The sequence below is a fragment of the Nocardioides dubius genome (genome assembly GCF_039528155.1).
In the GTDB taxonomy this organism is placed as follows: domain Bacteria; phylum Actinomycetota; class Actinomycetes; order Propionibacteriales; family Nocardioidaceae; genus Nocardioides; species Nocardioides dubius.
In genome coordinates this window covers 51,621-75,206 of record NZ_BAAALG010000013.1, presented here as the reverse complement: position 1 = coordinate 75,206, position 23,586 = coordinate 51,621, and the positions used below count along the sequence as shown (strand labels likewise).

Sequence of the window (23,586 nt, the reverse complement as noted above, 5' to 3'; positions counted from 1 at the left end):
ACCGGCGTCCACCGGCTCGCCCCACCCTCCTCGCGACAGGGTCAGCGGCGGACCTTGATCCGCACCGTCCTCGACGCCCGCTCGACGTCCTTGCTGCCGGAGTAGACGACGCTCAGCCGCTTCACTCCCGGACGCCGCAGCTTGCCGACGTTGACCGTCGCGACGCCCCGGACCACACGGACGGAGCGGGCCTTGATGCCCGCTCCCCGCACCGTCACGGTGCCGGTCGCGCTCACTCCGGCCGGGACCTGCACCCGGACGCGGAGCACCGCCTTGCTCTTCTTCGCGCGGATCTTCTTCGGGCTGACCTTGAGCACCTTCAGCGATGCCGCGGCCTTCGCAACCCGGGCCGCCACCTCGGCGGACACCGGCCCGTAGCGGGCATCGCCGTCGTAGACGACCCGCAGCCGGTGGCTGCCGACTCGCAGCGCCAATGCCGGCACCCGGACGACGGCGACGCCGTCCACGACCCGGCCGCTGGCGACCTGCACCTCACCCCGGTAGAGCCGCACGCTGCCGGTCGGCAGTCCGTGCTCCCCACTCACGGTGACCCGCAGCGTCGCGGCGCTGCCCCAACGCTGAGCCAGCGTGCCGACCCCGAGCTCGGCTCGGTGTCCGGAGGTCGCCTCGACCGTCAGCCGCAGGGTGGTCGACGCCGCCGCGAACAGCTCGTCGCCCGCGTACCGCACGGTGACCTGGTGCGAGCCCACCGGCAGGCGACCGGCGGCCAGGGTGAGCGACGCGCTCCCGGAGTCCAGCTCCGCCGCGCCGAGCGCATCCTCACCGACGGCGAAGGTGACCTCGCCGGTGGCTCCGACGGCCTCGGTCTGCACGCTCAGCACGGCCTCAGCACCCTCGACGATCCGCAGGTCCACGGCCGTCAGGCCGACCGGGTCGGCGGCAGCGCTCGGGTCGAGCCGGGCCAGGTACCGGCCCCGCTCGTCGGCGGATCCCACCACCAGACGCTGTCGGCCCAGCGGACCGACCGCCCCGGCGAACGAACCCTGACCCGCCGCGTCCAGGCCGACCTGGTCGAGGAACAGCACGTCGGCGGGCTTGGGGTCGCGGAGGTCGGCCCCGGGCGCGAGGACCACCACACCGGCCGGCTCGTCACCGGCGCCCGAACCCAGGCTCAGGCTCACCCGGGTGCGGTCGCCGTCCACCTCGACGAGGTGCGAGCGCTCACCAGCGGCATCATCGACGACCTCGGGAGCCGCCGTGCGCGCAGCAGCCGCAACCCGGTCCACCGCCCGGTCATCTGCCGAGACCACCGATCCCCGGGCCACCCCAGGCTCCAGCGCAGGCTCGAGCGCAGCCGAGCGATCGGCCGTCACCCCACCGGCACCGCCTGCGGGCAGCGCCAGCACCGGCCGCTCGGCCTCCGCATCCCACGACCACACGTCGTCGAGACCGAAGCCGATCGCGCTCCAGGTCGCCGGCAGCGCCAGCTCGGCACCCGTCCTCGTCTCCCCGTTGACCGTGGACGGACCGGTCGCGGTCACCGTCTGCACGCTCGGCACCAAGGTGTCGATCGCGAACAGGTCGGCCAGGCTCGCGGTCTGGCCGGTCGCGAACCGGGCCACCACCCGGTGCGCGTTGGCGGTCGCCGTGACCTGCGGGCTCAGCACCACGGCCTGGCGGATCACCGTGCCGCTGTTGCGCGCATAGCCGGCCACCCCACCCGCGGCGGCCTTCACCGAGACGACCGACCCGGTGACGTAGACCCGCTCGGTGGTGCTCGGCGAGTCCGCCACGCCGACGATGCCACCGGCATAGTCGGCGACCGTCGTGGTGGCGTTCACCGCCGACCACGAGTCCCGGATCGTCCCGAAGGACTCCGCCGCGATGCCGCCCGCATAGGAGTGCACCCGCACCTCACCCGAGGTGCGGACCCGCTCCACGGTCCCCCGCAGGGTGTCCACCAACGCACCGGCCTTCAACGTGGGCTTGGTGATCGCGACGTCCAGCAGCGCGAGGTCGCTCACCGTCGCCTCCGCGGTGAGTGCCCCGAAGAGCCCGCCCTTGGTGGAGGTCAGGCCACGGATCGTGTGCCCCGCTCCGTCGAACCTCCCGGAGAAGCTCTCGATCCGGACCTCGGTGCCGGCCAGGTCCAGGTCGGCCGCCAGCCGGAAGCTCTCCCCCGGCGACGTCGCGACCTTCGCGAGCTCGGCAGGCGTGCGGATCAGCCAGTAGCCCTCACCGTCCTGCTCCGCGGTCGGCCCGGCCGGAGCGGCGACCTGCTCGGTCGCCCCCTGCAGCACCGGACGCTTGCCGTTGGCGCTCCACTCCCACACCTGATCGAGGTCGAAGCCCAGCTCGGTGCGCCAGGTGGCCGCATCCGTCGCCTGGGCGACGGTGCGGGTGGCGCCGTTCAGGGTCTGCGGTCCCTCGGCAGGAACGCTCTGCACCCCGGCCACCACGGTCTCGACGGCGTAGAGGGCGCTCAATGCCGCCGTCTCACCGTTCGCGGCCCTCGCCACCACCCGTTGGCTGGTGGTGGTCCCGGTCACCGTCGGGTTCAGCGCGAACGCCTGCCTCAGGACCGTCTGGCTGTTGCGCGCATAGCCGCTGACGCCGCCCGCCGAGGTCCCCGAAGCCGTCACCGCTCCGGTGGCGTAGACCCGCTCGGTGGTGCTGGGCGAGTCCGCGACGCCGATGATCCCGCCGGCGTAGTTGCCACCGGTGGTCCGCACGTTCGCGGTGGAGTAGGCGTCGCGGATGGTGCCGAAGGAGTCGCCTGCCACGCCGGCCGCGTACGACCCGGCCCGCACCTCGCCGGAGGTCCAGACCCGCTCCACGGTTCCGCGCAGCGTGTCCACCAGGCCGCCGGCACGAGCACCTGGCTTGGTGATCGCGACGTCGGCCACCCCGAGGTCGTGCACCCGGCCCTGGGCCCCGATCAGGGCGAACGGACCGCCCTTGGTGGACGTCCAGTGCGAGAACGTGTGCCCGGCGCCGTCCAGCACGCCGTTGAAGGCGCCGTCCGCGCCGAGCTGCGGCAGGTCGAGCCCCGCCAGATCGACGTCGCCGGAGAGGCGGTAGCTCTCGTCGGGGAAGGCTGCGGCCTTGCGCAGATCCTCGCCGCTGCCGATCAGGTAGGCGCCGTCGGTGTCCTGCGGCAGCGTGGGCGCCACCGCGGTGTCGTCGATCTGCTCGCGCGCCGTGCGCAGCACCGGACGCTTCGCCTTGGCGTGCCACTCCCACACCGACTCCAGGTTCCAGCCGAGGTCGGCGAAGAAGGCGGCGGTCCGCAGCTCGACGGCCGGCCTCACCCCGCCCTTCCAGTTGTCGGGCGCGGCCGGGTCGGTGAGCGTCTCGCCGAGCACGCTGACGGCGGAGCTGGCGTAGTTGCGCTGCAGGTCGGCGAGCTGGCCGTCGGCGACCCGGCCCACGATGGCGTGCGCGAACGAGGTCCCCTGGACCACCTTGTTGAGCGAGACCGATTGGCTCACGTGGGTGTTCTCGTAGCCGTAGCTGACCACGCCGCCCGCGTTGCGCCCGGTCGCCTTCACGCTCCCGGTGGAGTAGATCCGCTCGCTGGTCGACTCGCCGATCGCGATCGCGACCACACCGCCGGCGTACAGCCCCGTGGTGCTGACGTCCGCCGTGGAGTAGGAGTCGCGGATCGTGCCGTAGTGGTCGCCCACGATGCCACCGACCCGGGTCGTGCCGGCGATCGAGCCGGCGGTGTGCACCCGCTCGATCAGGCCGTGGTTGGTATCGGCGACCAGGCCCAGGGTGCCGCGCGTGCGAGTGACCTCGTTGCGCACCACCAGGTTGCGGATCGTGCCGTAGTTGTCGGCGAACAGGCCGGCGCCGCCGGCCTCGCCGGCGTCGAAGCCGGAGATGGTGTGCCCGCCGCCGTCGAGGACGCCGCGGAAAGTCACCAACTGGTCGAGCTGCGGGCGCACCGTGCCACCGAGGTCGAGGTCGGCGGTGAGCAGGTAGTGCCCGCTGGGGTCGTTCGCGATCTTGTCGAGGTCGGCGGCGCCGGCGATCCGGTAGGGGTCCTCGGCCGTTCCCTCGCCGTCGATGCCCTCCTGCGCCAGGATCGGGGCCCGCATCGGCCGGGCGGTGCCGAGGCCGTCCCAGGCGAACACCTTCAGGGTGTCGCCGGGTGCGACCGGAAGCGGGGAGGCGAAGCGCACGAGCTGCTCGGAACCCTCGTGGTCGAGCACGGCCTCCGCGCTGCGCAGGTCGCGCAGGGTGGTGCCGCTGCGGTCGTAGGTGGCCGCGATCAGGGTGGTCCGCTCCGGCGTTCCCTCACTGCTCACCACGCCGATGCCCGCCAGCTCCCGGTCGACGACGTCGGTCGAGGTGACCTTCCAGTACCCCTGCGGCTTGCGCACGGTGTAGCTGTCGACCTCGCGCCCGTCCACGGTGTAGGTGGTGAGCCTCAGGCCGTCCTCGCTGGGCTCGAGGACGGTGCCCACCTGCGTGTTCTCGTCGAAGACCACGTCGTCCCACCAGTACGCCACGTTGTCGTAGAACTTCGGGCCCGCAGAGCCGAGCGTCACGAACGTCGTGCCTCGCGCCTCCTCCTCCGGCGTCGCGGCCAGCCGGCCGTCGTAGACGGTGGAGCGCTTGTAGATGTGGTCGTGGCCGCCGATGTAGAGGTCCACGCCGAGCCTCTCGAAGGCGGCGGTCAGCTTGGGCCGATCGGCCGCGAGCGGGCCGTCGCTGCCGTGTGATCCGCCGTAGTAGGAGTAGTGCCCGGTGACGACGTTCCACCGGCGGTCGGAGGCCCGGATGTCCTTGGCCAGCCAGTTGAGCTGCTTCTCCATGTCGTGCACGGAGTTGAGCACGGCGATGTGCACGTCACCGCGGTTGAAGGAGTAGTTGCTCTCCCCGATCGCCCCGTTCTTGGGGGTGTTGAACATGTTGCCGAAGATGGCCGTGCGCTCCTGCGACTGCGAGTCGTAGTCGAGGTCGCCATAGGTCTCGTGGTTGCCGGCGACCGGAGCGTACTGGACGTCGAGTCCGTCGAAGACGTGATCGAAGACCTCCTGCCAGTACTGGCCGCGCCCGCCGTTGTCGACCAGGTCGCCGGTCTGCAGCAGCGTGCGACCGCCAGGCGCCTTCTCCTGCAGACGATCCAGGACGTCGCGCAGCAGGCCGAGGTCGCCCGGGTCGTGCGAGGTGGCCTGCAGATCGCCGATCGCATAGATCGGCTCGTTCCCGGCGCCCCCGGCCACGAACTCGCCCTGGACGTCGGTCCACGCCGCGGCGTCGTCCGCACGCGGGGCCTCGCCGTCGACGGCGACGCCGAACCGGTAGCGGTAGGACCCGCCGTCGATGAGCGCCTCGAGGTCGAACTCGTGGCTGCGCAACGTCTGGCCGGTGATCGCGTGCTGGTAGACCGGCTCGTCGTTGCCGATCGCGTTGACCTCGTAGGGACGGTCGTTGGTCGAGGTGAGCACCGGGGCGACGGTCCAGTCCTCGCTGCCCTCGGGAAGCACCTGCGCATAGACCTTCGCGATCGCACGGTCGGTGGAGACCGCGAGCCCTGCGCCGCCCGGCTGCTCGGTGACCACAGCGGTGCTGCCGAAGTGCTGGAAGACGCCGGCCGGGTCCAGGTCGTCCTGGTCCACGGTGATCCGCAGCAGTTCGGCGCCGATGTTGCCGCCGGCGTCGGTCGCCTTCACCACCACGAAGTGGTCCTCGTAGCTGCGGATGCCGAAGCCTCCGTCCACCACCGGGACCTGGCCTGCGGAGTCGTAGACCTCGAAGCTCAGCTGCGGCGTCGCGCCGGAGTCGTCGGTGGCGCTCACCTCGGGCAGGGCGATCGTGCTGCCGTAGCCGGCGGAGGTCGGGAAGCCCGACGCCACGTCGATCTGCGGCGCGTAGTCCGCGCCGCGGGTGGTCTCGCCGATCCAGAGCGGCGCGGAGTAGACCAGGTGCCCGTCGGCCTGGGTGGCCCGCAGGAAGTAGTAGTCGCCGTCGGCGACGGCGCGGGTATGGGTCAGCTCCAGCGAGCGCCCGCCGACCCCGGGGAAGAGATGCGCCACCTCGCCGCCGTTGGTGACCAGCTCGACCTTGGTGAACTCGTCGCGGGCGTCGGGGTCGATCAGTCGGGCGTCGAAGGTGACCTCGCTGGTGTCGCCCGGCAGGATCGATCCCATCAGCCGGCCGTTGCCGCCGAAGGCGAGCTCGACGTTGACGTCCTGGGTGCTGTAGGTGCTGCGCTCGCGCATCGCGGCGTAGAGGTCGTCCAGGCTGTGCCCCTCGGCCCACAGGCCGGTGATCGCCTGGTTGCTGGTCACCCAGGTCGCCGAGTGCTCATCGCCGTTCCAGACCGGGGACAGGTGCCAGCCCTTGTCGAGGGCGTTGACGAACTGGTCGCCCTGGGCAGCCGAGCGGACCTCGATCAGGTCGATCCGGTCGTCCACCTGGCGGTCGAGCCCGTTGAAGTCGAAGAAGTTGCCCTTCCCGGTCCGGCTGGGATGGTTGAACTGAGCGATCGCCTCCGGATCCTGCTTGAGCCGGGCGAAGAAGGTGTACATGTCGTACTTCATGTCGCCGGTGCCGAAGGCGTTGCCGAACCCGTCGACGCTGCCCTTCTCGGTGGCGCGCGCCGTCGCCTTCCAGTCGGCGTTGAAGACGTTGATGTGCCCGGTGCCGTCGTACCAGGTGTTCTCGATCGACGGCACCGCCACCAGCTCGTCCTGAGCGGCGTTGTAGGCCTCGACCTGCTCGTGCAGGTAGCGCCACTCGGTGGACTCCGCGTCGCGCCAGTCGTCGATGAAGTCGTCGCCGTTGCGCAGATCCCACATCACGTCGTGCTCCGACAGCGTGAAGAAGTCGGCCTGCGTCTCGTCGTGCACATGGTCGAACGCGTCGTCGGGGAGCAGGACGCCGTCACTGACCGAGGTGTGGGAGTGGAACTCGCCGGTGTAGAGCGACCTGCCGAGGTAGGTGCTCCTCGGCTCGGCGACCGGCTCCGCATGGGCCGGGCCGGCGATCACCCCCAACGTCCCCGCCAGCAGGGCGCCCGCAAGCGCACCGCCCATCCCTCGTCGCACCAGCACCTCGTGCCGCATCACTGCCTCCTTGGTTGACAAAGCCAACCAAGGAGAAGGGACGCGCATGAACCGGCGGGGCCGGGCAGATGGAGCAGCGGTTACGAAGCGGACATTTCCCAACGAGCAGCGGGTGAACGACGTCGGGCCGTCCGCCCAGGCGCTACGCCGCGCAGGTCACGTCCGCCGACGGCACCACACCGTCGAGCAGGTACTGCTCGACGACCTCGTCGACGCAGGCGTTGCCCATGTTGTAGCCGGTGTGGCCGTCGCCGTCGCGGGAGACCAGCACGGCAGGCTCGAGCTGCTCGGCCAGGGCCTGGGCCCAGGCGTACGGGGTGGCCGGGTCGCGGGTCGTGCCGATCACCAGCATCGGGTCGGCGCCGGCCGCGGTCAGTGGGCCGCGCTGCTCGGCCGGGGGCACCGCCAGGCCGCGGCAGCTGGTCAGGTCCCACGCGAAGATCTCACCGAAGGTGGGCGCGGCCTTCTCGAAGGCGGCGACCTGACCGGGCACCTTGCGCGCCGGGATCGAGGACGGGTCGTCGAGGCAGTTGATCGCCCAGATCGCCTCCGAGCTGTTGTCGGAGTAGCCGTCCTCGCCCCGCGCGGCGTAGTAGTCGAAGAGCTCCAACAGCCCCTCGCCGTCGTCGTCGAGGGCGTCGCGCAGCGCCTCGTCGAGCAGCACCCAGTAGTCGCGGTTGTAGAGCGGCAGGGCGATGCCGTAGAACGCGTTGCCCGCCGTCAGCCGGCGATCATCCACCTGCATCGGCTTCGCCTCCAGCTCGTCGAGCAGACCCGTGATGGTGTCGAGCGCCTGCTGACGGTCGTCGCCGAGGAAGCAGGAGCCCGCCCGCACGCAGTTGTCGACGTAGGCGCGCAGTGCCGTCTCGAAGCCTCCGGCCTGGCCGAGGCTCGCATCGCGCGCGCTCAGCGACACGTCGATCGCGCCGTCGAGCACGAGGCGCCCCGACATGGCCGGGAACAGGTCGGCATAGGTGGCGCCGAGCTTGGTGCCGTAGGAGGCACCGAAGTAGTCGAGCTTCCGCTCGTCGAGCACCGCCCGGATCACGTCCAGGTCGCGGGCCGCCTCGACGGTCGAGACATGCGCGGCCAATTCTCCTGAGCGCTCCTTGCAGCCCTGCCCGAAGCGGGTGCTCCAACGCGCCGCCTCGGCCACCTCGCCGGGCGTGTCGGGGGTCGGGTCCTTCGCGTACCAGGCATCCAGCTCGTCGTCGGAGAGACAGTCGATCGGCGCGCTCTGGCCCACCCCACGCGGGTCGAAGCCGACGATGTCGTAGCGGTCGCGGATCGCCGTGCCGAAGACGTACTCGGCCTGTGCCGCGTAGTCGACACCGGAGCCGCCCGGCCCGCCCGGGTTGATCACCAGCGATCCCAGCCGCTGATCGGGCTGACCGGCCGCCACCTTCAGCAGCCGGAGCTCGATCCGCTCGCCGTCCGGCTGCGCGTAGTCGAGCGGGACCTGCACCCAGGCGCACTGGTTGGCCCCGCAGGCCTCCCAGGAGAGCACCTGGTCGTAGAACGGCTGCAGCCCGGACGACGGCGCCTTGCGGGCGGCCGGGTCGTGGGCGGTGCCGCTCGGCTCGTCCACCGGCTCCTGGTCCTGCCAGCGCCCGGCGCGACCTCCGGCGGTGTCGTCGTCCCCGGAGACCAGGACGGCGATCGTGGTGCCGGCCGCCGCGAGCACCAACGCGGCCACCATCACCAGCACCACCACACGCTTCACGGACGGCTCCCCTCGGGCAAGCGCAACGAGACCATCATCGACTCCAGTGCCAAGGCCGCCGGGACGTTGAACTCCAACATCTGCTCGCGAGCGGTGAAGATCGCCTCGATCCGGTTCAGGTTCGACTCCGGCGTGCTCACCCGGACCAACCGCTCCAGGTCACCGCGCAACTCCTCGTTGACCAGGTCGCTGTGCCCACCCGTGCCCAGCACGATCGCGTCGCGGTAGACCGAGGCGAGGTCCATCAGGCCCCTGTCCACCACGTCGAGGATGCGGCGCTTGGCGCGCGTCTTCTGGCCCTTCTCCAGGGCGCTCAGAGCCGGGTTGTACTCCCGGGGGCGGCGTCCGCGCTCGACCACGCCGTAGGCCGCATCGAGATCCTTCTTCTCCCGGGCGTCGAGCTCGCTGGTGATCGACTCCGCCTCGGCCTTGGCCGCCTCCAGCACCCGGGCGGCGGCGTCCATGCACTGACGCAGGCCGACGAGTCGCACCGGCCAGGAGACGATCTCCCGACGCCGGTTGCGGGTGTCCTCGTCCTTGGCGAGCGCCTTGGCCCGGCCGATGTGGCCCTGGCTGGCCCGGGCCGCGTAGCTGGCGAGGTCACCGGGCACGCCGAGACTGCGGGTCAGGAACTCCGCGACGTCGGCCGGCGCCGGGGTGGCCAGGGTGACCAGCCGGCAGCGTGAGCGGATGGTGGGCAGGACGTCCTCCACCGTCGGCGCGCAGAGGATCCAGACGGTGCGCTCGCTGGGCTCCTCGATCGACTTGAGCAGCGCGTTGCAGGCCTGATCGGTGAGGCGGTCGGCGTCCTCGACGATCAGGATCTGCCAGCGCGCGCCGGCCGGCGCCAGGGCCGCGGTCCGGACCAGCTGACGCACCTCGTCGACGCCGATCGAGAGCTTCTCGGTGCGGACCACCGAGATGTCGGCGTGCGAGCCGGCCAGCGCCGTCGTGCAGGAGTGGCAGGTGCCGCAGCCCTGGCTCTCGCACTGAAGCGCCGCCGAGAAGGCGACCGCCGCGTTCGAGCGCCCCGAGCCGGGCGGTCCGACGAAGAGGAAGGCGTGGCTCATCCCGTGCCCGGCCGCCGCCTGCTGCAGGCTCGCGATCATCGGCCGCTGGCCGACCAGCGTGCTCCACACGCTCATCGCCGGGCCGCCTGGCCGAGCAGCGGGGTGACCCGGGCCCGGATCGCGGCCGCGATCTCCTCGATCGAGCCGCGGGCGTCCAGCACCAGGTAGTGCTCGGGGTCGGCGGCAGCCAGCTCGAGGAAGGCGGCCCGCACCCGCTGATGGAACTCCTCGCCCTCGGCCTCGATCCGGTCGCGCTCGGCGAAGCGGCCCAGGCCGTGCTGCGGCTCGAGGTCGAGCAGCACCGTCAGGTGCGGGCGCAGGTCGCCGGTGGCCCACCGGTTCAGGGAGGTGACCTCCGCCGGGTCGAGGTCACGGCCGGAGCCCTGGTAAGCGATCGCGGAGTCGACGTAGCGGTCGGTGACGACGACCTGGCCGGCGCCCAGCGCCGGCAGCAGCACGCTGTCGACGTGCTCGGCCTTGTCGGCCGCGTACAGCAGCGCCTCGGTGCGGTGGCTGAGCTCGCCGGTCTCCGGCGACAGCACGATGCTGCGCACCTGCTGGCCCACCGCGGTGCCGCCGGGCTGCCGGGTGAGCAGCACCTGGTAGCCCTCGCCGCTCAGCCATTCGTGCAGGAGCTGGGACTGGGTCGACTTGCCGCCGCCCTCGCCGCCCTCGAAGCAGACGAAGACGCCGGTGTCGGTGTACAGGCCCATCGAAGTCACGCCCCGACCCTAGGCCACGGCTCCTACGGTGGAGCCGATCAGGCCTTCTTCGCCGCCTTCTTGGTGGTCTTCTTGGCGGCGGCCTTCTTGGTCGTCTTCTTCGCGGCGGCCTTCTTCGTGGTCTTCTTGGCCGCCTTCTTGGCCGGCCCCTTCGCCCGGCGCTCGGCCAGCAGCTCGGCGGCCCGCTCCGGGGTCAGCGCCTCGATCGAGTCGTCCTTGCGCAGGGTGGCGTTGTACTCGCCGTCGGTCACGTACTCACCGAAGCGCCCGGCCTTGACCACCATCGGCTGCCCGGAGACCGGGTCCGGGCCGAGCTCCTTGAGCGGCGGCGCGGCCGCGGCCCGACCACGCTGCTTGGGCTGGGCGTAGATCGCCAGCGCCTCGTCCAGGGTGATCGTGAAGAGCTGGTCCTCACTGGTCAGCGAGCGGGAGTCGGTTCCGCGCTTCAGGTACGGGCCGTAGCGGCCGTTCTGCGCGGTGATCTCGACGCCCTCGGCGTCGGTGCCCACCACCCGAGGCAGCGAGAGCAGCTTGAGCGCGTCCTCGAGGGTGATCGAGTCCAACGACATCGTCTTGAAGAGCGAGCCGGTGCGCGGCTTGGCCGACTTCGGGGCGTCCTCCGGCAGCACCTCCGTCACATACGGGCCGAACCGGCCGCTCTTCGCGACGATCTGCAGACCGCTCTCCGGGTCCGCGCCGAGCACGATCTCCTCGCCCGAGGGGTTGGCCAGCAGCTCCTTGGCCTTCTCCAGGGTGAGCTCGTCGGGCGGCAGGTCGTCGGGCACGTTGGCGCGCTTGGCGAACTCGACGCCGTCGTCGTCGGGGCCCTCCAGGTACGGGCCGTACTTGCCGACCCGCAGGTGGATGCCGCTGTCGTCGCCGCCGACCGGGAAGGTGGCGAGCTCCTTGGCGTCGATGTCGCCGAGGCCGTTGACCAGCGGGTGCAGGCCGGCCACCCGGTCCGAGCCGTAGTAGAACTCGGCCAGCTCGCTGACCCGGTCACGCCGGCCACCGGCGATGTCGTCGAGGACGTCCTCCATGCCGGCGGTGAACTCGTACGAGATCAGCCGCGGGAAGTGCTCGGTGAGCAGGCGGGTCACCGAGAAGGCGATCCAGGCCGGCACCAGTGCGGTGCCCTTCTTGTAGACGTAGCCACGGTTGAGGATGGTGCCGATGATCGAGGCGTACGTCGACGGACGGCCGATCTCGCGCTCTTCGAGCTCCTTGATCAGCGTCGCCTCGGTGTAGCGCGCGGGCGGCTTCGTCTCGTGGCCGCTGGCCTGCAGCGAGGCCGCGGAGAGCCGGTCGCCCTCATTCAGGTTGGGCAGGCGGGTCTCGGCGTCGTCGCTGGCCGCGTTGTCGTCGGTGCCCTCCACGTAGGCCTTGAGGAACCCGTGGAAGGTGATCACGCGACCGCTGGAGGAGAAGACGGCGTCCTCGCCGGTGGCGGCCTGCGCGCCGAAACGGATGGTGACCGACCGGCCCTCGGCGTCCCGCATCTGGGAGGCGACGGTGCGCATCCAGATCAGCTCGTAGAGCCGGAACTGCTCGCCGGTCAGACCGGTCTGCGCGGGGGTGCGGAAGGTGTCGCCGGCCGGGCGGATCGCCTCGTGCGCCTCCTGGGCGTTCTTCACCTTGGAGGCGTAGACCCGCGGCTTCTCCGGCAGGTACTCCGCGCCGTAGAGCTCGCGGACCTGCTCGCGGGCGGCACCGATCGCCGACTCCGAGAGCGTGGTGGAGTCGGTACGCATGTAGGTGATGTAGCCGTTCTCGTACAGCCGCTGCGCCACCGACATGGTGACCGACGAGCTCATCCCGAGCTTGCGGCTGGCCTCCTGCTGGAGGGTGGTGGTGCGGAACGGCGCGTACGGAGAGCGCTTGTAGGGCTTGGCCTCCACCGAGCGGACGTCGTAGCTGACGCCGCCGAGCGCCTCGACCAGCGCCTCGGCACGGTTGCGGTCGAGGTGGGCGACCTTGCCGACGGCGCTCGCCTTCAGCTGGCCGTCCTGGCCGAAGTCGCTGCCGCGGGCGACCCGGACGTCGTCCAGGCTGTGCAGCTTGGCGGGGAAGATCCGCTGGTCCTTGCCGCTGCCGGCGTCGAAGGAGCCCTCGAGGTCCCAGTAGGAGGCGAGCTTGAACGCCATCCGCTCGCGCTCGCGGTCGACCACCAGCCGGGTGGCCACCGACTGCACGCGACCGGCGGAGAGGCCGCTCATCACCTTGCGCCACAGCACCGGGGAGACCTCGTAGCCGTAGAGGCGGTCGAGGATGCGGCGGGTCTCCTGGGCCTCGACGAGGTCCATCGCGAGCTCGCGGGGGTTCTCGACGGCGGCCTGGATCGCGGGCTTGGTGATCTCGTGGAAGACCATCCGGTGCACCGGGATGTTCTTCGGCTTCAGCTCATCGAGGAGGTGCCAGGCGATCGCCTCTCCCTCGCGGTCCTCATCGGTGGCGAGGTAGAGCTCGTCGGCGTCCTTCAGCAGACCCTTGAGCTTGGTCATGTGGCTCTTCTTGTCGCGCGGCACCACGTAGTAGGGGGTGAACCCGTTCTCGACGTCGACCCCGAACCGGCCCCACGGCTTGTCCTTGATCTTGGCCGGGATCTCCGCGGCGCTCTGCGGAAGGTCGCGAATGTGGCCGATCGAGGACTCGACGACGTAGCCCTTGCCCAGATACCCCGCGATGGTGCGGGCCTTGGCCGGAGACTCGACGATGACCAGCTTGTGTGCCACAGACTCTTCTTCCTGCTCTTGGTGACCCGATCCGTCTTCGGAAGGGTCTCACGGCCGATTACGGTAGCGCGTGCCGCCATCTTCCGCCTGCGGAGCATCCGTTCGGCCTGCGCGGGGCCCCCGGGGCGAGGTTCGTGTGCACGATGCGAGACGATTCCAGAACACCGTTCAGTTTCGGTCACACTGGACAGGACGAGCCGTCTCACGCCACCCTCAGGAAGAGATCATGAACCGACCTGCCTCCACTCCCAGCCGCGACCTCGCGATGATCGCCATCTTCGCCGGACTGATCGCTGCCCTGGGCCTCATCCCGGCCTTCTCCCTCCCCGGCAGCTCGGTCCCGATCACCGCCCAGACCCTCGGCGTGATGCTGGCCGGCGCGATCCTCGGCCCGCGCCGCGGCGGCCTCGCGGTGCTGGTCTTCCTGGCCCTCATCGCACTCGGCCTCCCGCTGCTGGCCGGCGGTCGCGGCGGGCTCGGCGTCTTCGCCAGCCCGACGATGGGCTACCTGATCGCCTTCCCGATCGCCGCCTTCTGCATCGGTGCCGCGGTCTACGCGCTCGGCGCGCCCTACCGGCTCACCTGGGGCCTGGCGATCAACCTCGCCTTCGGCGTGCTGCTGGTCAACGTGATCGGCGGCCTCGGCATGATGGAGCGGCTCGACCTCAGCCTGAACGCCGCCACGACGATCGTGGTCACCTTCCTGCCCGGCGACATCGCCAAGGCCGTCCTCTGCGCCCTGATCGCGCGCGGCGTGCACGCCTCCTACCCCGGCCTGCTGCCGAGCCGGCGCAGCGAGCAGCCGGTCGCCGAGCACACCTCGGCCTGATCGAGAACGTGACCGACTCCGGGCAGCAGACGCCGGCGGCCGAGCCGCTGGAGGTGCTGGCCTGCCCGGATCCGGTCGCCGCCTTCTTCGAGGCGCACCGCACGGATCGCCTGCTGGCATTGCGCACCTCCGGCACCACCTCCACGCCGCGCGTCATCGTCCGGACCACGGCCTCGTGGGTGGACTCCCTTCCGCGGGTCAGCGAGCTGACCGGGATCGACGCCACCAGCCGGGTCTGGGTGCCCGGCCCGGTCACCGCCACGATGAACCTCTTCGCCGCCGTGCACGCCCACTGGGCGGGTGCCGAGCTCAGCGCCGAGCCGGACGGCGCGACCCACGCCCACGTGACGCCGTCCACCCTGGCTCGGCTGCTGGCCCAGGAGCCGGCGTCCCTGCACGGGCTGCACGTGATCACCGCGGGCGACCGACTCACCCGGAGCACACATCGCGACGCCGTCGCGGCCGGCGTCACCGTGAGCCACTACTACGGCGCCGCCGAGCTCTCCTTCGTCGCCTGGGGCGAGCACGCCGACGCGCTGCGGCCCTTCCCCGGCGTGGAGATCGAGGCCCGCGACGGCGAGCTCTGGGTGCGCTCCCCCTATCTCTGTCTCGGCTATCTCGACCCCGCCCACCGGCTGCACCGCGACGCCGCGGGCTGGGTGAGCGTCGGCGACCGCGGCACGGCCGGCCCCGAGGGAGTCCATGTCCACGGCCGGGACGGCGCGATCACCACGGCCGGCGCCACCGTGCGGATCAGCGACATCGAGGCGGTCCTGCATCCCGAGGCGACCGGCGAGGTGGTCGTCCTCGGACTGGACCACGCCGAGCTGGGCCAGGTGGTCGCGGCTGCGGTGACCCGCCAGCAGGACGTCGCCCACCTGCAGCAGGTGTCACGGCAGGTGCTGACGGCGGCGCAACAGCCACGACGCTGGGTGCACCTGGCGCGTCTGCCGCTCACCGCAGGTGGCAAGATCGACCGGGCAGCAGTTGCCGTGGAAGTGGCGAGGAGCCTGTCTTGACTGCCCAATCGTCGCCGGTGATCGTCGCCGCGGCACGGACCCCGATCGGGAGCACCGGCCACTCGTTGGCGCGGCTGCAGGTCGAGAAGCTGGCCGCTCCGGTGCTGCGCGAGCTGTCCGATCGCGTTGCCCCGTTGGGAATTCCCGACGACGTGGTGTTGGGCAACTGCATGGGCCCCGGCGGCAACGTGGCCCGGCTCAGCGCGCTGGCCGCCGGGCTCGGCGAGGCCGTCCCGGGGCTCAGCGTGGACCGCCAGTGCGCCAGCGGCCTGGCCGCCATCGATGTCGCGGCCCAGGCCGTGCGGGCCGGCTCCGAGCTGGTGCTCGCCGGTGGCGTCGAGTCGGCGAGCACCGCTCCCTGGCGGTTCTGGCCGCCGGCGTCGCCGGAGGCGGAGCCGGTGCGCTACCAGCGCGCCCGGTTCGCGCCGTCCGCAGAGGACGACCTGGAGATGGGCCTGGCCAACGACCTGTTCGCCGCCGAGGCCCAGGTCTCCCGCGAGCGCCAGGACGCCTACGCCGCCCGCTCCCACGCGCTCGCCGTCGAGGCACGCGATGCCGGCACCTACGACGATGAGATCGTCGCCCTCGGCGCGGTCACCCGCGACGACCGCCCCCGCTCAGGCCTGACCACGCAACGCCTGGGCCGCCTGCCCGCCGCGTTCCGCCCCGGCGGCACGGTCACCGCGGGCAACTCCTGCGGCATCAGCGACGGCGCCGCCGCGGTCGCGGTGGTGGGTGCGGCCGCCCAGGAGCGTCTGGGCGTGCCCGGACTGAGGATCCTCGGCACCGCCACCTCCGGCGTCGCCCCCTCGCGTCCGGGGCGTGGCCTGGTGCCGGCGACCCGGCTGGCGCTGAAGCGGGCCGAGCTCGACCTCGATCAGATCGACGTCATCGAGTTCAACGAGGCCTTCGCCGGCCAGGTGCTCGCCTGCTGCGACGAGCTCGATCTCGACCCTGCCCGGGTCTGCCGCCAGGGCGGCGCCTTGGCGCTCGGCCATCCGTGGGGCGCCTCGGGCGCCGTGCTCGCGGTGCGGCTCTTCAGCCAGCTCGTCACGCAAGGCGCCGGACGCTACGGGCTGGCGGCGATCGCGGCCGGTGGCGGGATGGGCGTGGCGATGGTGGTCGAGGCGTGCTGATCGAGTTCACCGGCGTCTCCCACGTCTACCCCGGGAGCCCGCGCGCGGTCGTGCAGGAGCTCGACCTCACCCTCACCGAGTCCCGGATCGGGGTGATCGGTGCGAACGGCTCCGGCAAGTCCACCTTCGCCCGGATGCTCAACGGCCTGATCGTGCCGTCGTCCGGGACGGTCAGCGTCAACGGCCTCGACACCGCCCGCAAGGGACGCGAGGTCCGCCGCCAGGTCGGCTTCTGCTTCACCGACCCGGACTCGCAGATCGTGATGCCCACGGTGGCCGAGGACGTCGCCTTCGGCCTGCGCCGGCGCGGCCTCTCCAAGCCGGAGATCGCCGCCAAGGTGGCCACCACGCTTGCCGCACATGGCTTGGAGGGCTACGGCGAGCACCCCGCGCACCTGCTCTCCGCGGGCCAGAAGCAGATGCTGGCGCTGAGCTCCATCCTGGTCACCGACCCGGCGATCCTGGTGATGGACGAGCCCACCACCCTGCTCGATCTGCGCAACACCCGCCGCGTGGTCGCGGCGATCGAGTCCATGCACCAGCACGTCATCCTGGTCACCCACCACCTCGATCTGCTCGCCGACTTCGACCGGGTGCTGGTCTTCGACGAGTCACGCCTGGTCTTCGACGGCCTGCCGGAGAAGGCGGTCGAGCACTATCTCGGGCTGATGGAGTGAGCACCACGATCGGCCTCTACCGGCCCGGCACCTCGCTGCTGCACCGTGCGCCGGCCGGGGCGAAGCTGCTGTTGCTCCTGGTGGCCGGCGCCGGCTCGGTCCTCCTCGACACTCCGCTCCAGACGGCGGTGGCGCTCGTCGTCGTGCTGCTCGGCTACGCGGTGGCCCGGATCCCGGTCTCCGTGCTCCTCTCCTCGATCCGGCCGCTGCTCTGGGTCCTGGTCCCACTCGGGGTCTTCCAGACGATCGTGGTCGGCTGGGAGCGGGCCTCGGTGATCACCGGTGTGATCCTGGCGCTGGTCCTGGTGGCGAACCTGGTCACCCTGACCACGATGACCACCGCGCTGATCGACGTGGTGGTGCGGGTCTGCGGGCCGCTGCGGCGGGTGGGGGTCGACCCGGAGCGGATCGGCCTGCTGCTGAACCTGGCGATCCGCGCGGTGCCACTGATGGCCGAGCTGGCCGCGCAGATCACCGAGGCCCAGCAGGCGCGCGGGCAAAGGGTCAGCGTGCGAGCGATCGCGGTGCCGTTCGTCGTCGGCGCGCTGCGCAGGGCGGACGAGCTCGGCGAGGCGCTCGCCGCCCGCGGCTTCGACGACTAGCTCAATGTGACCTCACGGTTCACAAATCGCCCACAAACCTGCGCTGAGGTCACATTGAGGTGAGGTAGGCGCGGGTGGCCTCATCGGCCGGGTAGAACGCCTCGATCGCCAGCTCGGACAGGGTGACCTCCAACGGCGTGCCGAAGACGGTGGTCGTCGAGATCAACGACAGCTCGACGCCGTCCAGGGTCAGCTCGAGCGGCACCACCAGGGCCGGCGTCGCCTCGGCGATCGGCACGCCCGGGGCGCCGAACTCCTCCATCAGCGCCGCCAGCCGGGGGTCGGCGGTGAGGTCGAACTGCCGATGCAGCCGGTGCAGCAGATGCTCGCGCCAGGCCGGGAGGTTGCGGATCAGCGGCGCCAGGCCGTCGGGGTGCAGGCTCAACCGGAGCACATTCACCGGCGGCTCCACCAGGGCGGGATCGACGTCGGCAAGCCACCGCCAGGCCGCGGCGTTGGCGTCGACGATGTCCCAGCCACTGTCGATCACCAGTGCCGGATGCGGCAGGTGACCGGTCAGGATCGCCTGGATCGCCTGCTGTGCCTGGCTCATCGACGGCTCCTGGAGGTCGTGCTCGGCGTGGGCGGGCGCGAAGCCCGCCGCCAGCAGCAACCGGTTCTGCTCGCGCAGCGGCACCGCCAAATGGTCGCAGAGCCGCAGGATCATCGCACTGGTCGGCTGCGAGCGGCCGTTCTCCACGAAGCTCACATGCCGCGCGGAGACGCCGGCCCGATTGGCCAGCTCGAGCTGGGAGAGCCGACGGCGCTGCCGCCAGTCACGCAACAGGGTGCCGGCCTGGGTGCTCTGCATGCGGCAACCCTAGGCCCGGTGCAGGGCCTCGGCCATGACCTGCGAGGTAATCGACGCACCCACCTCGACGGGGTTCGCTAGAGCCATCCGCTGCCGGTCCTGGCAGCACCGACCAAGGAGGACCCATGACCAAGGCCTATGCGATCGCCTACCTGCGCGACGTCGACGTCAACGAGCAGATCGTCGAGTACATCGAGCGGATCGACGCCACGCTGGCGCCCTACGGCGGCCACTTCCTGGTGCACGGCGGCGAGCTGACGCCGGCCGAGGGCACCTGGGACGGCGACGTCATCATCATCGAGTTCCCCGACCAGGAAGCGGTGCACGACTGGTACGGCTCGGCTGCGTACCAGGCAATCCTGCCGCTGCGGACCCAGAACTCCAACGGCATCGCCGCGCTGGTGATGGGCGTACCGGACGGCTACCGCGCCGTCGACAAGCTCAACTCACTGTGACCTGAGGGCTGAAGAATCGCCCTCAGGTCAACGCTCAGCTCACATTGAGCGGTTAATCGGCGGTGAGGGAGTCGATCGTCTGCTCGAGGCGCTCGGTCGACACCTTGTCGTCGATGGTGGCGCCGCCGTTGTAGAAGCCGTAGCTCTCGGCGTCACCGGTGTCGACGAGGATCACCACGAGCTCGTCACCCGCAGCCTCCACGTCGGGGTTGTCGACGAGGATCTGCTGGCGCACCAGCCAGCCGCTCTTGCCGCCGATCTCGACAGCCTTGCTCTCGATCTCCTTGACGTCGGTGACGTCGGTGTAGAACTTGTCCGAGTCGGCGATGCAGGCCATCACCGCGCGGGTGGCGGCCTCGATGTCGTCGCCTGCCGCGGCCCGTGACACCGAGCCGAGGGCGTGCACGGCGACCCACTTCGCCTCGATCTCGCGGTAGACCGTGACGACATCGCTGGCGAAGGTGAACGCCGTCTCGAAGGCACCGATCTGGTAGCCCTTGGGCTTGTCAACGCTCAGGCCACCGCCGTGCAGGCGGCCGTCCTCGGGGTGCGGCTCGCGCACGGTCGGATCACCGCTGGTGCAGAGCTCGGCCGGCGCACCGGTGGTCGGGGTGTCGGTGGGCGACTCGGTCGACTCCGTCGGCTCGTCCGTCGACTCGGTGGGCTCGTCGGTGGGCTCGTTGGTCTGGGACGTCTCGTCGCCGCCCTTGGCGTCGTCGTCATCGTCGCCGGTGAGGGTGATCGCCGCGATCACGATGCCGGCCACGAGGACCAGGGCCAGGACGATCCCGCCGACCAGCAGCGCGACCTTGCGGCCCCCGCCGTTGCCGCCGTCGCCGCCGGTGGGCATCGGTCCCCACTGGCCGGGCGGCGGGGTGCCGAAGCCGGACTGCTGCCACTGCCCCGGGTCGCCGGGCTGGGCCGCGAACTGGCTGGTCTGGCCGTAGTCGGGCTGACCGTAGCCGCCGGTCTGGCCGTAGCCAGCCTGCTCGCCGTACCCGGACTGCTCGCCGTAGCCGCCGCTCGCCGCCGCACCGGCGCCGTAGGGCGCGCCGGAGTGCGGCTGCTGGCCCCAGGCCTGCTGGGTCTGCTCGCCCCACGGCTGGGCGCCGGGCTGCTCGGCGGCAGGCTGCTCGGCTGCGGGCTGCTGCCCCCAGGTCTCGGAAGCCGGGTCGGTGGCCGGCTGCTCGCCCCAGGCCGGTGCCGCGCTCGGCTCCTGGGGCTGCTGGCCCCAGGACTGCTCGGGCTGCGCCTGCTCCGGCGCCTGCTCCGGCGCCTGCTCGGGCGCCTGCTCCGCGGCGGGCTGCTGACCCCACGCGTCGGGGGCCTGCTCGACCGGCTGCTGACCCCACGGCTGGGGCTCGGCCGCAGCGCCCGGCGCGGGCGCGTACGGGTTGCTGGTGGTCTGCTCACTCCACGTCTGACCGTCCCAGTAGCGGAACGACTGGGGCTGACCGGACGGATCTGGGTACCAACCTGGGCTCGACACGCCCCACAGCCTAGCCACTGGTCGGGCCGGGCTGGGGGCGTCTTGGGCTCAGAGCTCCAGGAAGCCCTCGGTGATCAGCTCGCGGACCGCGGCCAGCCGCTCGGCGGCGAGGGTGGCGGCGTCCTGATCGAGCAGCGAGGCGAGGGCGCTGAGGATCTGGCCGATGCTGAGGTCGCCGTCGCAGGCACCGACCAGCGCGGCCTCGACCGTGTCGGCCTGACGTGCTCGGCGCAGGCCACGCTGCTGACGCAGCACCACGGTGGCCGGGTCCTCCGCGCCGGGAGCGCCGAAGGTCTCCTGCTGCACGTCGGAGCGGACCACCGGACGGGCGGCGAGGAGCGCGTCGTCGTCCAGGCCGGCCAGGGAGTCGACCGCGCGCGACCAGGCGGTGAAGGTGGGCGCGATCGGCTGCTCGACGTCGTAGGGCCACTCCTCCAGCCGGAGCGTCGGGGTGGCGTCGGTGCGACGCAGGTTGATCCAACCGAAGCCGACGCCCTCGATGCCCTGCTGCTCGAACCAGGCCAGCCAGGTGTCGTAGCGGCGCACGTAGTCGGGGCTGCCCTGCAGGCCGGCGTCCTTGAGCCAGAGCTCGACGTAGCCGGCCGGGTCGATCACCTCGCGCTGCACCACCCAGGCGTCGCAGTCGGTGATCCACTCGCCGAGGCGCTCGGTCCAGTCGCGGTCGGCCGGGATCACCCAGTTGGCCAGGATCTGGCACCAGCCGCCGGGGTTGAGCAGGCGCGGGGCGGCCCGCACGATGTCCTCGACGACGCGGTCGCCGGGCAGGCCGGAGTCGCGGTAGACCAGGCGCTCGTCGGTGGCCGGGGAGATCACGAACGGCGGGTTGGTGGCGATCAGGTCGAACGTCTCGCCGCGCACCGGCTCGAAGAACGAGCCCTCGCGGACGTCGATCCGCCCGGTCGGCACGCCGTTGAGGCGGGCGTTGAGCTCGGTCATCCAGAGCGCGCGCTTGTTGATGTCGGTGGCGACGACCTGCTGCGAGTGCTGGGCCAAGTGCAGCGCCTGCACGCCGCAGCCGGTGCCGAGGTCCAGGGAGCGGGTGACCTCGTCGCGGATCGTCATCTGGGCCAGCGAAGTGGCGGCACTGGAGATGCCGAGCACGTGGTCGGCGCCAACCTTGTTCGGCGTGCCGTCCAGGCCGGGGGTGAGGTCGCTGACCACCCACAGGTCGTCGTCCTCGGTGGCGTAGGGGCGGATGTCCATCCGGGCCGCGACCTCGCCGATGCTCTGCTCCAGCATGCCCTCGTTGCAGAGCCGGTCGACCAGGCCGGGCAGGGCGGTGTCCGCCTCGTCGGCGGTGACCGGCGTCTGCAGCAGGAAGAGGCGGGTCAGCGTCTCGATCGGCGATCCGCCCCGGGTGCGGCGCAGGCCGGGCACCGTCTCGTTGCGCGACAGCGCCGAGTGAGCGGTCTCCCCCAGCAGGTCGGCCACCCCGTCGTAGGTGTAGCCGGCGTTGTCCAGGGCCTCCCGCAGCGCGGGCACGAAGTCGTTGCTCACGGGGTCAAGGCTACGTGGCGGCGCTGCGAGTACGCCGCACACCTCAACTTGGCCAACAGCGCTCCATGACGGCGCTACTTCCGAGCAAGAGCCGAACCCGGCCACCCCACAAGGGTGCACAGTTGGCGGCGGTCACCTCCCGCACGGTGATGCCGTCGTCCAAGCCGTTGTAGCGGCAGTTTCCTGCTCGACCCCAGATCTCCCGGAGTCCCTCAGCGGTCTCGATCCGGAGCACGAAGTCAGGGCCACGCAGCTTGGTCTTGACGCAGGTCTTCGGACGGTTCGGGCCACCACCTGGCGCGGCGTCGGCGATAGCCCGGCGCAGCGCCTCGGGGTCGGCGAGCTCACGCGAAGCCTGCAATGGCCACGACGTCGTCCGGCTCTGCGGACCCGCCATGCCGTCGGCGTAGTACTGGCAGATCACCATCCGACTGGCCCGCACCTCCCTGACATCGAAAGCCGTCGCTGGCCGAAGCGAAGTGGGCGCCGTTGCCGGGCAGCCGAGCGGGTCGACCTCAGCGACTCTGACCGATGCAAGCACCTTGCGGATCAGCGCCAGATGCTCAGCATCGGCATAGCCGGTCAGCTGCACCTCACCCGACCGTTGCACGATCCTGGTCCAACCGTCGGCCTCGGTCTCCCCCTCGGGTGGCGCTTCGGGCGTGACGAATCCGAGCTCGATGTGGGTGCTCCAGAAACGCGGCGGAAGGTCTCCGAAGATCGGGCTGGCCGCGCCGTTGTGGGTGCATAGGACGAGCGTGCTGGCCCCGCCACGCAGCCCGAGATACGGCTGGGCAGTCGCTGCCGCGTTCTTCTCTTCATTGACGCACCACTGATCGCCTGGGGGGACGAGGTAAGGCCAGGCGTCCGGAACCTGGATCGAGACGTCACCGATCGACTCGTAGCGCCAGCCCTCGGCCAGCGTGGAGGGAGCGCCGTCGGTCGCTTGCCGATCGCCGGCGCTCGGCGCGGGCTCGTCGGTACCCACGAGCACCGCGATGCCGACGCCGACCATCGCGACCAGCACGGCAGCGACCAGCGGCGCCAACCAGCGCCGGCGCCTGCTCGGCTGCGCGGCGTCCGCGAGGTCCACGGGCGCCGCCTCGAACGCCCCGGCCTCGCGGGCGAAGGCAGCGCGGAACGCCAGCTCGGCCCGGTCCACCTCGGCCCGCTCGGCGTCGGAGCCGTCACCGCTCCCGGTCGTGCCGTCGAAGTCGTCAGTCATCGCTCATCTCCCCCAGACGGGTGCGCAGCGAGCGCAGCGCACGATGGACGTGGGAGCGCGCGGTGGCCTCGGCGCAGTCGAGAACCACCGCGATCTCGGCGAAGGCGAGGTCCTCGTAGAAGCGGAGCACCACGGCCGCACGTTGGCTGGGCGGCAGGGTGGCGCACAAGCGCCACGCCGCATCGGCGTCGTCGACCCCGCTGTCTGCGCCGGGCACGACCCCTCCGCCGAACCGCTCCGGGTCGAGAGCGACGAGGTGTCGTCCGGCGCTGCGCCAGCGCGAGATGCTCGCGTTGACGATGCTGCGTCGGACGTACGCCTCAGCCGTACCGCGGCTCGCCAGGCTCGACCAGCGCGGCCACGCCTGTGCCAGCGCCTCCTGCACCAGATCGGGAGCCTCGGCGGCGTCACCGGTGATCAGGTAGGCGAAGCGCTGCAGCGCGGCGGAACGCGCACGCACCCAGTCGTCGAACGCGACGGGCGTTGCTTGCTCCACGAGCACCGATTCTGTTCCCACACCCACTGTTACGCAGGCGAA

General features: G+C 71.4%; 16 protein-coding genes. 6 read left to right on the top strand and 10 right to left on the bottom strand.

What is annotated here, in order from left to right:
- Positions 1–41: 41 nt before the first annotated feature.
- From ABD151_RS17495 to topA, 5 genes are all read right to left on the bottom strand, one after another.
- Positions 42–7,040 (bottom strand): Ig-like domain repeat protein, encoded by a 6,999-nt coding sequence (locus ABD151_RS17495; RefSeq protein ID WP_343996087.1) that lies wholly within the window; start codon positions 7,038–7,040, stop codon positions 42–44.
- A 142-nt stretch (positions 7,041–7,182) separates the two neighbouring features.
- Complete coding sequence (locus ABD151_RS17490) at positions 7,183–8,763, bottom strand: alpha/beta hydrolase (RefSeq protein ID WP_343996086.1); 1,581 nt, start codon at positions 8,761–8,763, stop codon at positions 7,183–7,185.
- A complete protein-coding gene (locus ABD151_RS17485) occupies positions 8,760–9,908 on the bottom strand; it encodes a DNA polymerase III subunit delta' (protein ID WP_343996085.1) in 1,149 nt (382 codons plus the stop codon). Before ABD151_RS17485 ends, ABD151_RS17490 begins: the two co-directional genes overlap by 4 nt.
- Positions 9,905–10,546, bottom strand: a complete 642-nt coding sequence (gene tmk / locus ABD151_RS17480; RefSeq protein ID WP_343996435.1) for a dTMP kinase — start codon at positions 10,544–10,546, stop codon at positions 9,905–9,907. Before tmk ends, ABD151_RS17485 begins: the two co-directional genes overlap by 4 nt.
- Before the next feature lie 47 nt (positions 10,547–10,593).
- Positions 10,594–13,287: a type I DNA topoisomerase gene (gene topA / locus ABD151_RS17475; RefSeq protein WP_343996084.1), complete on the bottom strand. Its 2,694-nt coding sequence runs from the start codon at positions 13,285–13,287 to the stop codon at positions 10,594–10,596.
- 226 nt (positions 13,288–13,513) lie between these two features.
- Between topA and ABD151_RS17470 the strand changes: the two genes are divergently transcribed.
- From ABD151_RS17470 to ABD151_RS17450, 5 genes are read left to right on the top strand one after another with little or no spacing between them, the layout of a single operon-like run.
- Positions 13,514–14,116: a biotin transporter BioY gene (locus ABD151_RS17470; RefSeq protein ID WP_343996083.1), complete on the top strand. Its 603-nt coding sequence runs from the start codon at positions 13,514–13,516 to the stop codon at positions 14,114–14,116.
- Between the two features lie 8 nt (positions 14,117–14,124).
- Positions 14,125–15,135, top strand: coding sequence for an AMP-binding protein (locus tag ABD151_RS17465; protein ID WP_343996082.1), 1,011 nt, complete (start codon positions 14,125–14,127; stop codon positions 15,133–15,135).
- Entirely contained in the window at positions 15,132–16,271 is a 1,140-nt protein-coding gene (locus ABD151_RS17460) for a thiolase family protein (protein ID WP_343996081.1), read from the top strand. Before ABD151_RS17465 ends, ABD151_RS17460 begins: the two co-directional genes overlap by 4 nt.
- Complete coding sequence (locus ABD151_RS17455) at positions 16,265–16,948, top strand: energy-coupling factor ABC transporter ATP-binding protein (protein WP_343996079.1); 684 nt, start codon at positions 16,265–16,267, stop codon at positions 16,946–16,948. Before ABD151_RS17460 ends, ABD151_RS17455 begins: the two co-directional genes overlap by 7 nt.
- Positions 16,945–17,550 (top strand): energy-coupling factor transporter transmembrane component T family protein, encoded by a 606-nt coding sequence (locus ABD151_RS17450; RefSeq protein WP_343996078.1) that lies wholly within the window; start codon positions 16,945–16,947, stop codon positions 17,548–17,550. Before ABD151_RS17455 ends, ABD151_RS17450 begins: the two co-directional genes overlap by 4 nt.
- A 49-nt stretch (positions 17,551–17,599) precedes the next feature.
- On the opposite strand, the gene ABD151_RS17445 is transcribed toward ABD151_RS17450, so the two are convergent.
- Positions 17,600–18,361 carry a helix-turn-helix domain-containing protein gene (locus ABD151_RS17445; protein WP_343996077.1) on the bottom strand — a complete coding sequence of 254 codons (762 nt, stop codon included), beginning with the start codon at positions 18,359–18,361 and terminating at the stop codon, positions 17,600–17,602.
- Between the two features lie 125 nt (positions 18,362–18,486).
- Between ABD151_RS17445 and ABD151_RS17440 the strand changes: the two genes are divergently transcribed.
- Complete coding sequence (locus tag ABD151_RS17440) at positions 18,487–18,816, top strand: DUF1330 domain-containing protein (protein ID WP_343996076.1); 330 nt, start codon at positions 18,487–18,489, stop codon at positions 18,814–18,816.
- 52 nt (positions 18,817–18,868) lie between these two features.
- Here the strand turns inward: ABD151_RS17440 and ABD151_RS17435 are convergent, their stop codons facing one another.
- From ABD151_RS17435 to ABD151_RS17420, 4 genes are all read right to left on the bottom strand, one after another.
- On the bottom strand, positions 18,869–20,305 hold the full coding sequence (locus ABD151_RS17435) for a DUF2510 domain-containing protein (RefSeq protein WP_343996075.1): 1,437 nt from the start codon (positions 20,303–20,305) through the stop codon (positions 18,869–18,871).
- A gap of 48 nt (positions 20,306–20,353) precedes the next feature.
- Positions 20,354–21,823 carry a DUF7059 domain-containing protein gene (locus tag ABD151_RS17430; RefSeq protein WP_343996074.1) on the bottom strand — a complete coding sequence of 490 codons (1,470 nt, stop codon included), beginning with the start codon at positions 21,821–21,823 and terminating at the stop codon, positions 20,354–20,356.
- A gap of 43 nt (positions 21,824–21,866) precedes the next feature.
- On the bottom strand, positions 21,867–22,916 hold the full coding sequence (locus ABD151_RS17425) for a hypothetical protein (protein WP_343996073.1): 1,050 nt from the start codon (positions 22,914–22,916) through the stop codon (positions 21,867–21,869).
- Positions 22,917–23,040: 124 nt separating this feature from the next.
- Positions 23,041–23,544: a SigE family RNA polymerase sigma factor gene (locus ABD151_RS17420; RefSeq protein ID WP_343996072.1), complete on the bottom strand. Its 504-nt coding sequence runs from the start codon at positions 23,542–23,544 to the stop codon at positions 23,041–23,043.
- Positions 23,545–23,586 lie beyond the last annotated feature (42 nt).

Excerpts from the sequence above, each read along its gene's own strand:
- ABD151_RS17495 (WP_343996087.1), bottom strand. The coding sequence starts at position 7,040 with ATGCGGCACGAGGTGCTGGTGCGACGAGGGATGGGCGGTGCGCTTGCG.
- ABD151_RS17485 (WP_343996085.1), bottom strand. The coding sequence starts at position 9,908 with ATGAGCGTGTGGAGCACGCTGGTCGGCCAGCGGCCGATGATCGCGAGC.
- tmk (WP_343996435.1), bottom strand. The coding sequence starts at position 10,546 with ATGGGCCTGTACACCGACACCGGCGTCTTCGTCTGCTTCGAGGGCGGC.
- ABD151_RS17470 (WP_343996083.1), top strand. The coding sequence starts at position 13,514 with ATGAACCGACCTGCCTCCACTCCCAGCCGCGACCTCGCGATGATCGCC.
- ABD151_RS17445 (WP_343996077.1), bottom strand. The coding sequence starts at position 18,361 with ATGCAGAGCACCCAGGCCGGCACCCTGTTGCGTGACTGGCGGCAGCGC.
- ABD151_RS17440 (WP_343996076.1), top strand. The coding sequence starts at position 18,487 with ATGACCAAGGCCTATGCGATCGCCTACCTGCGCGACGTCGACGTCAAC.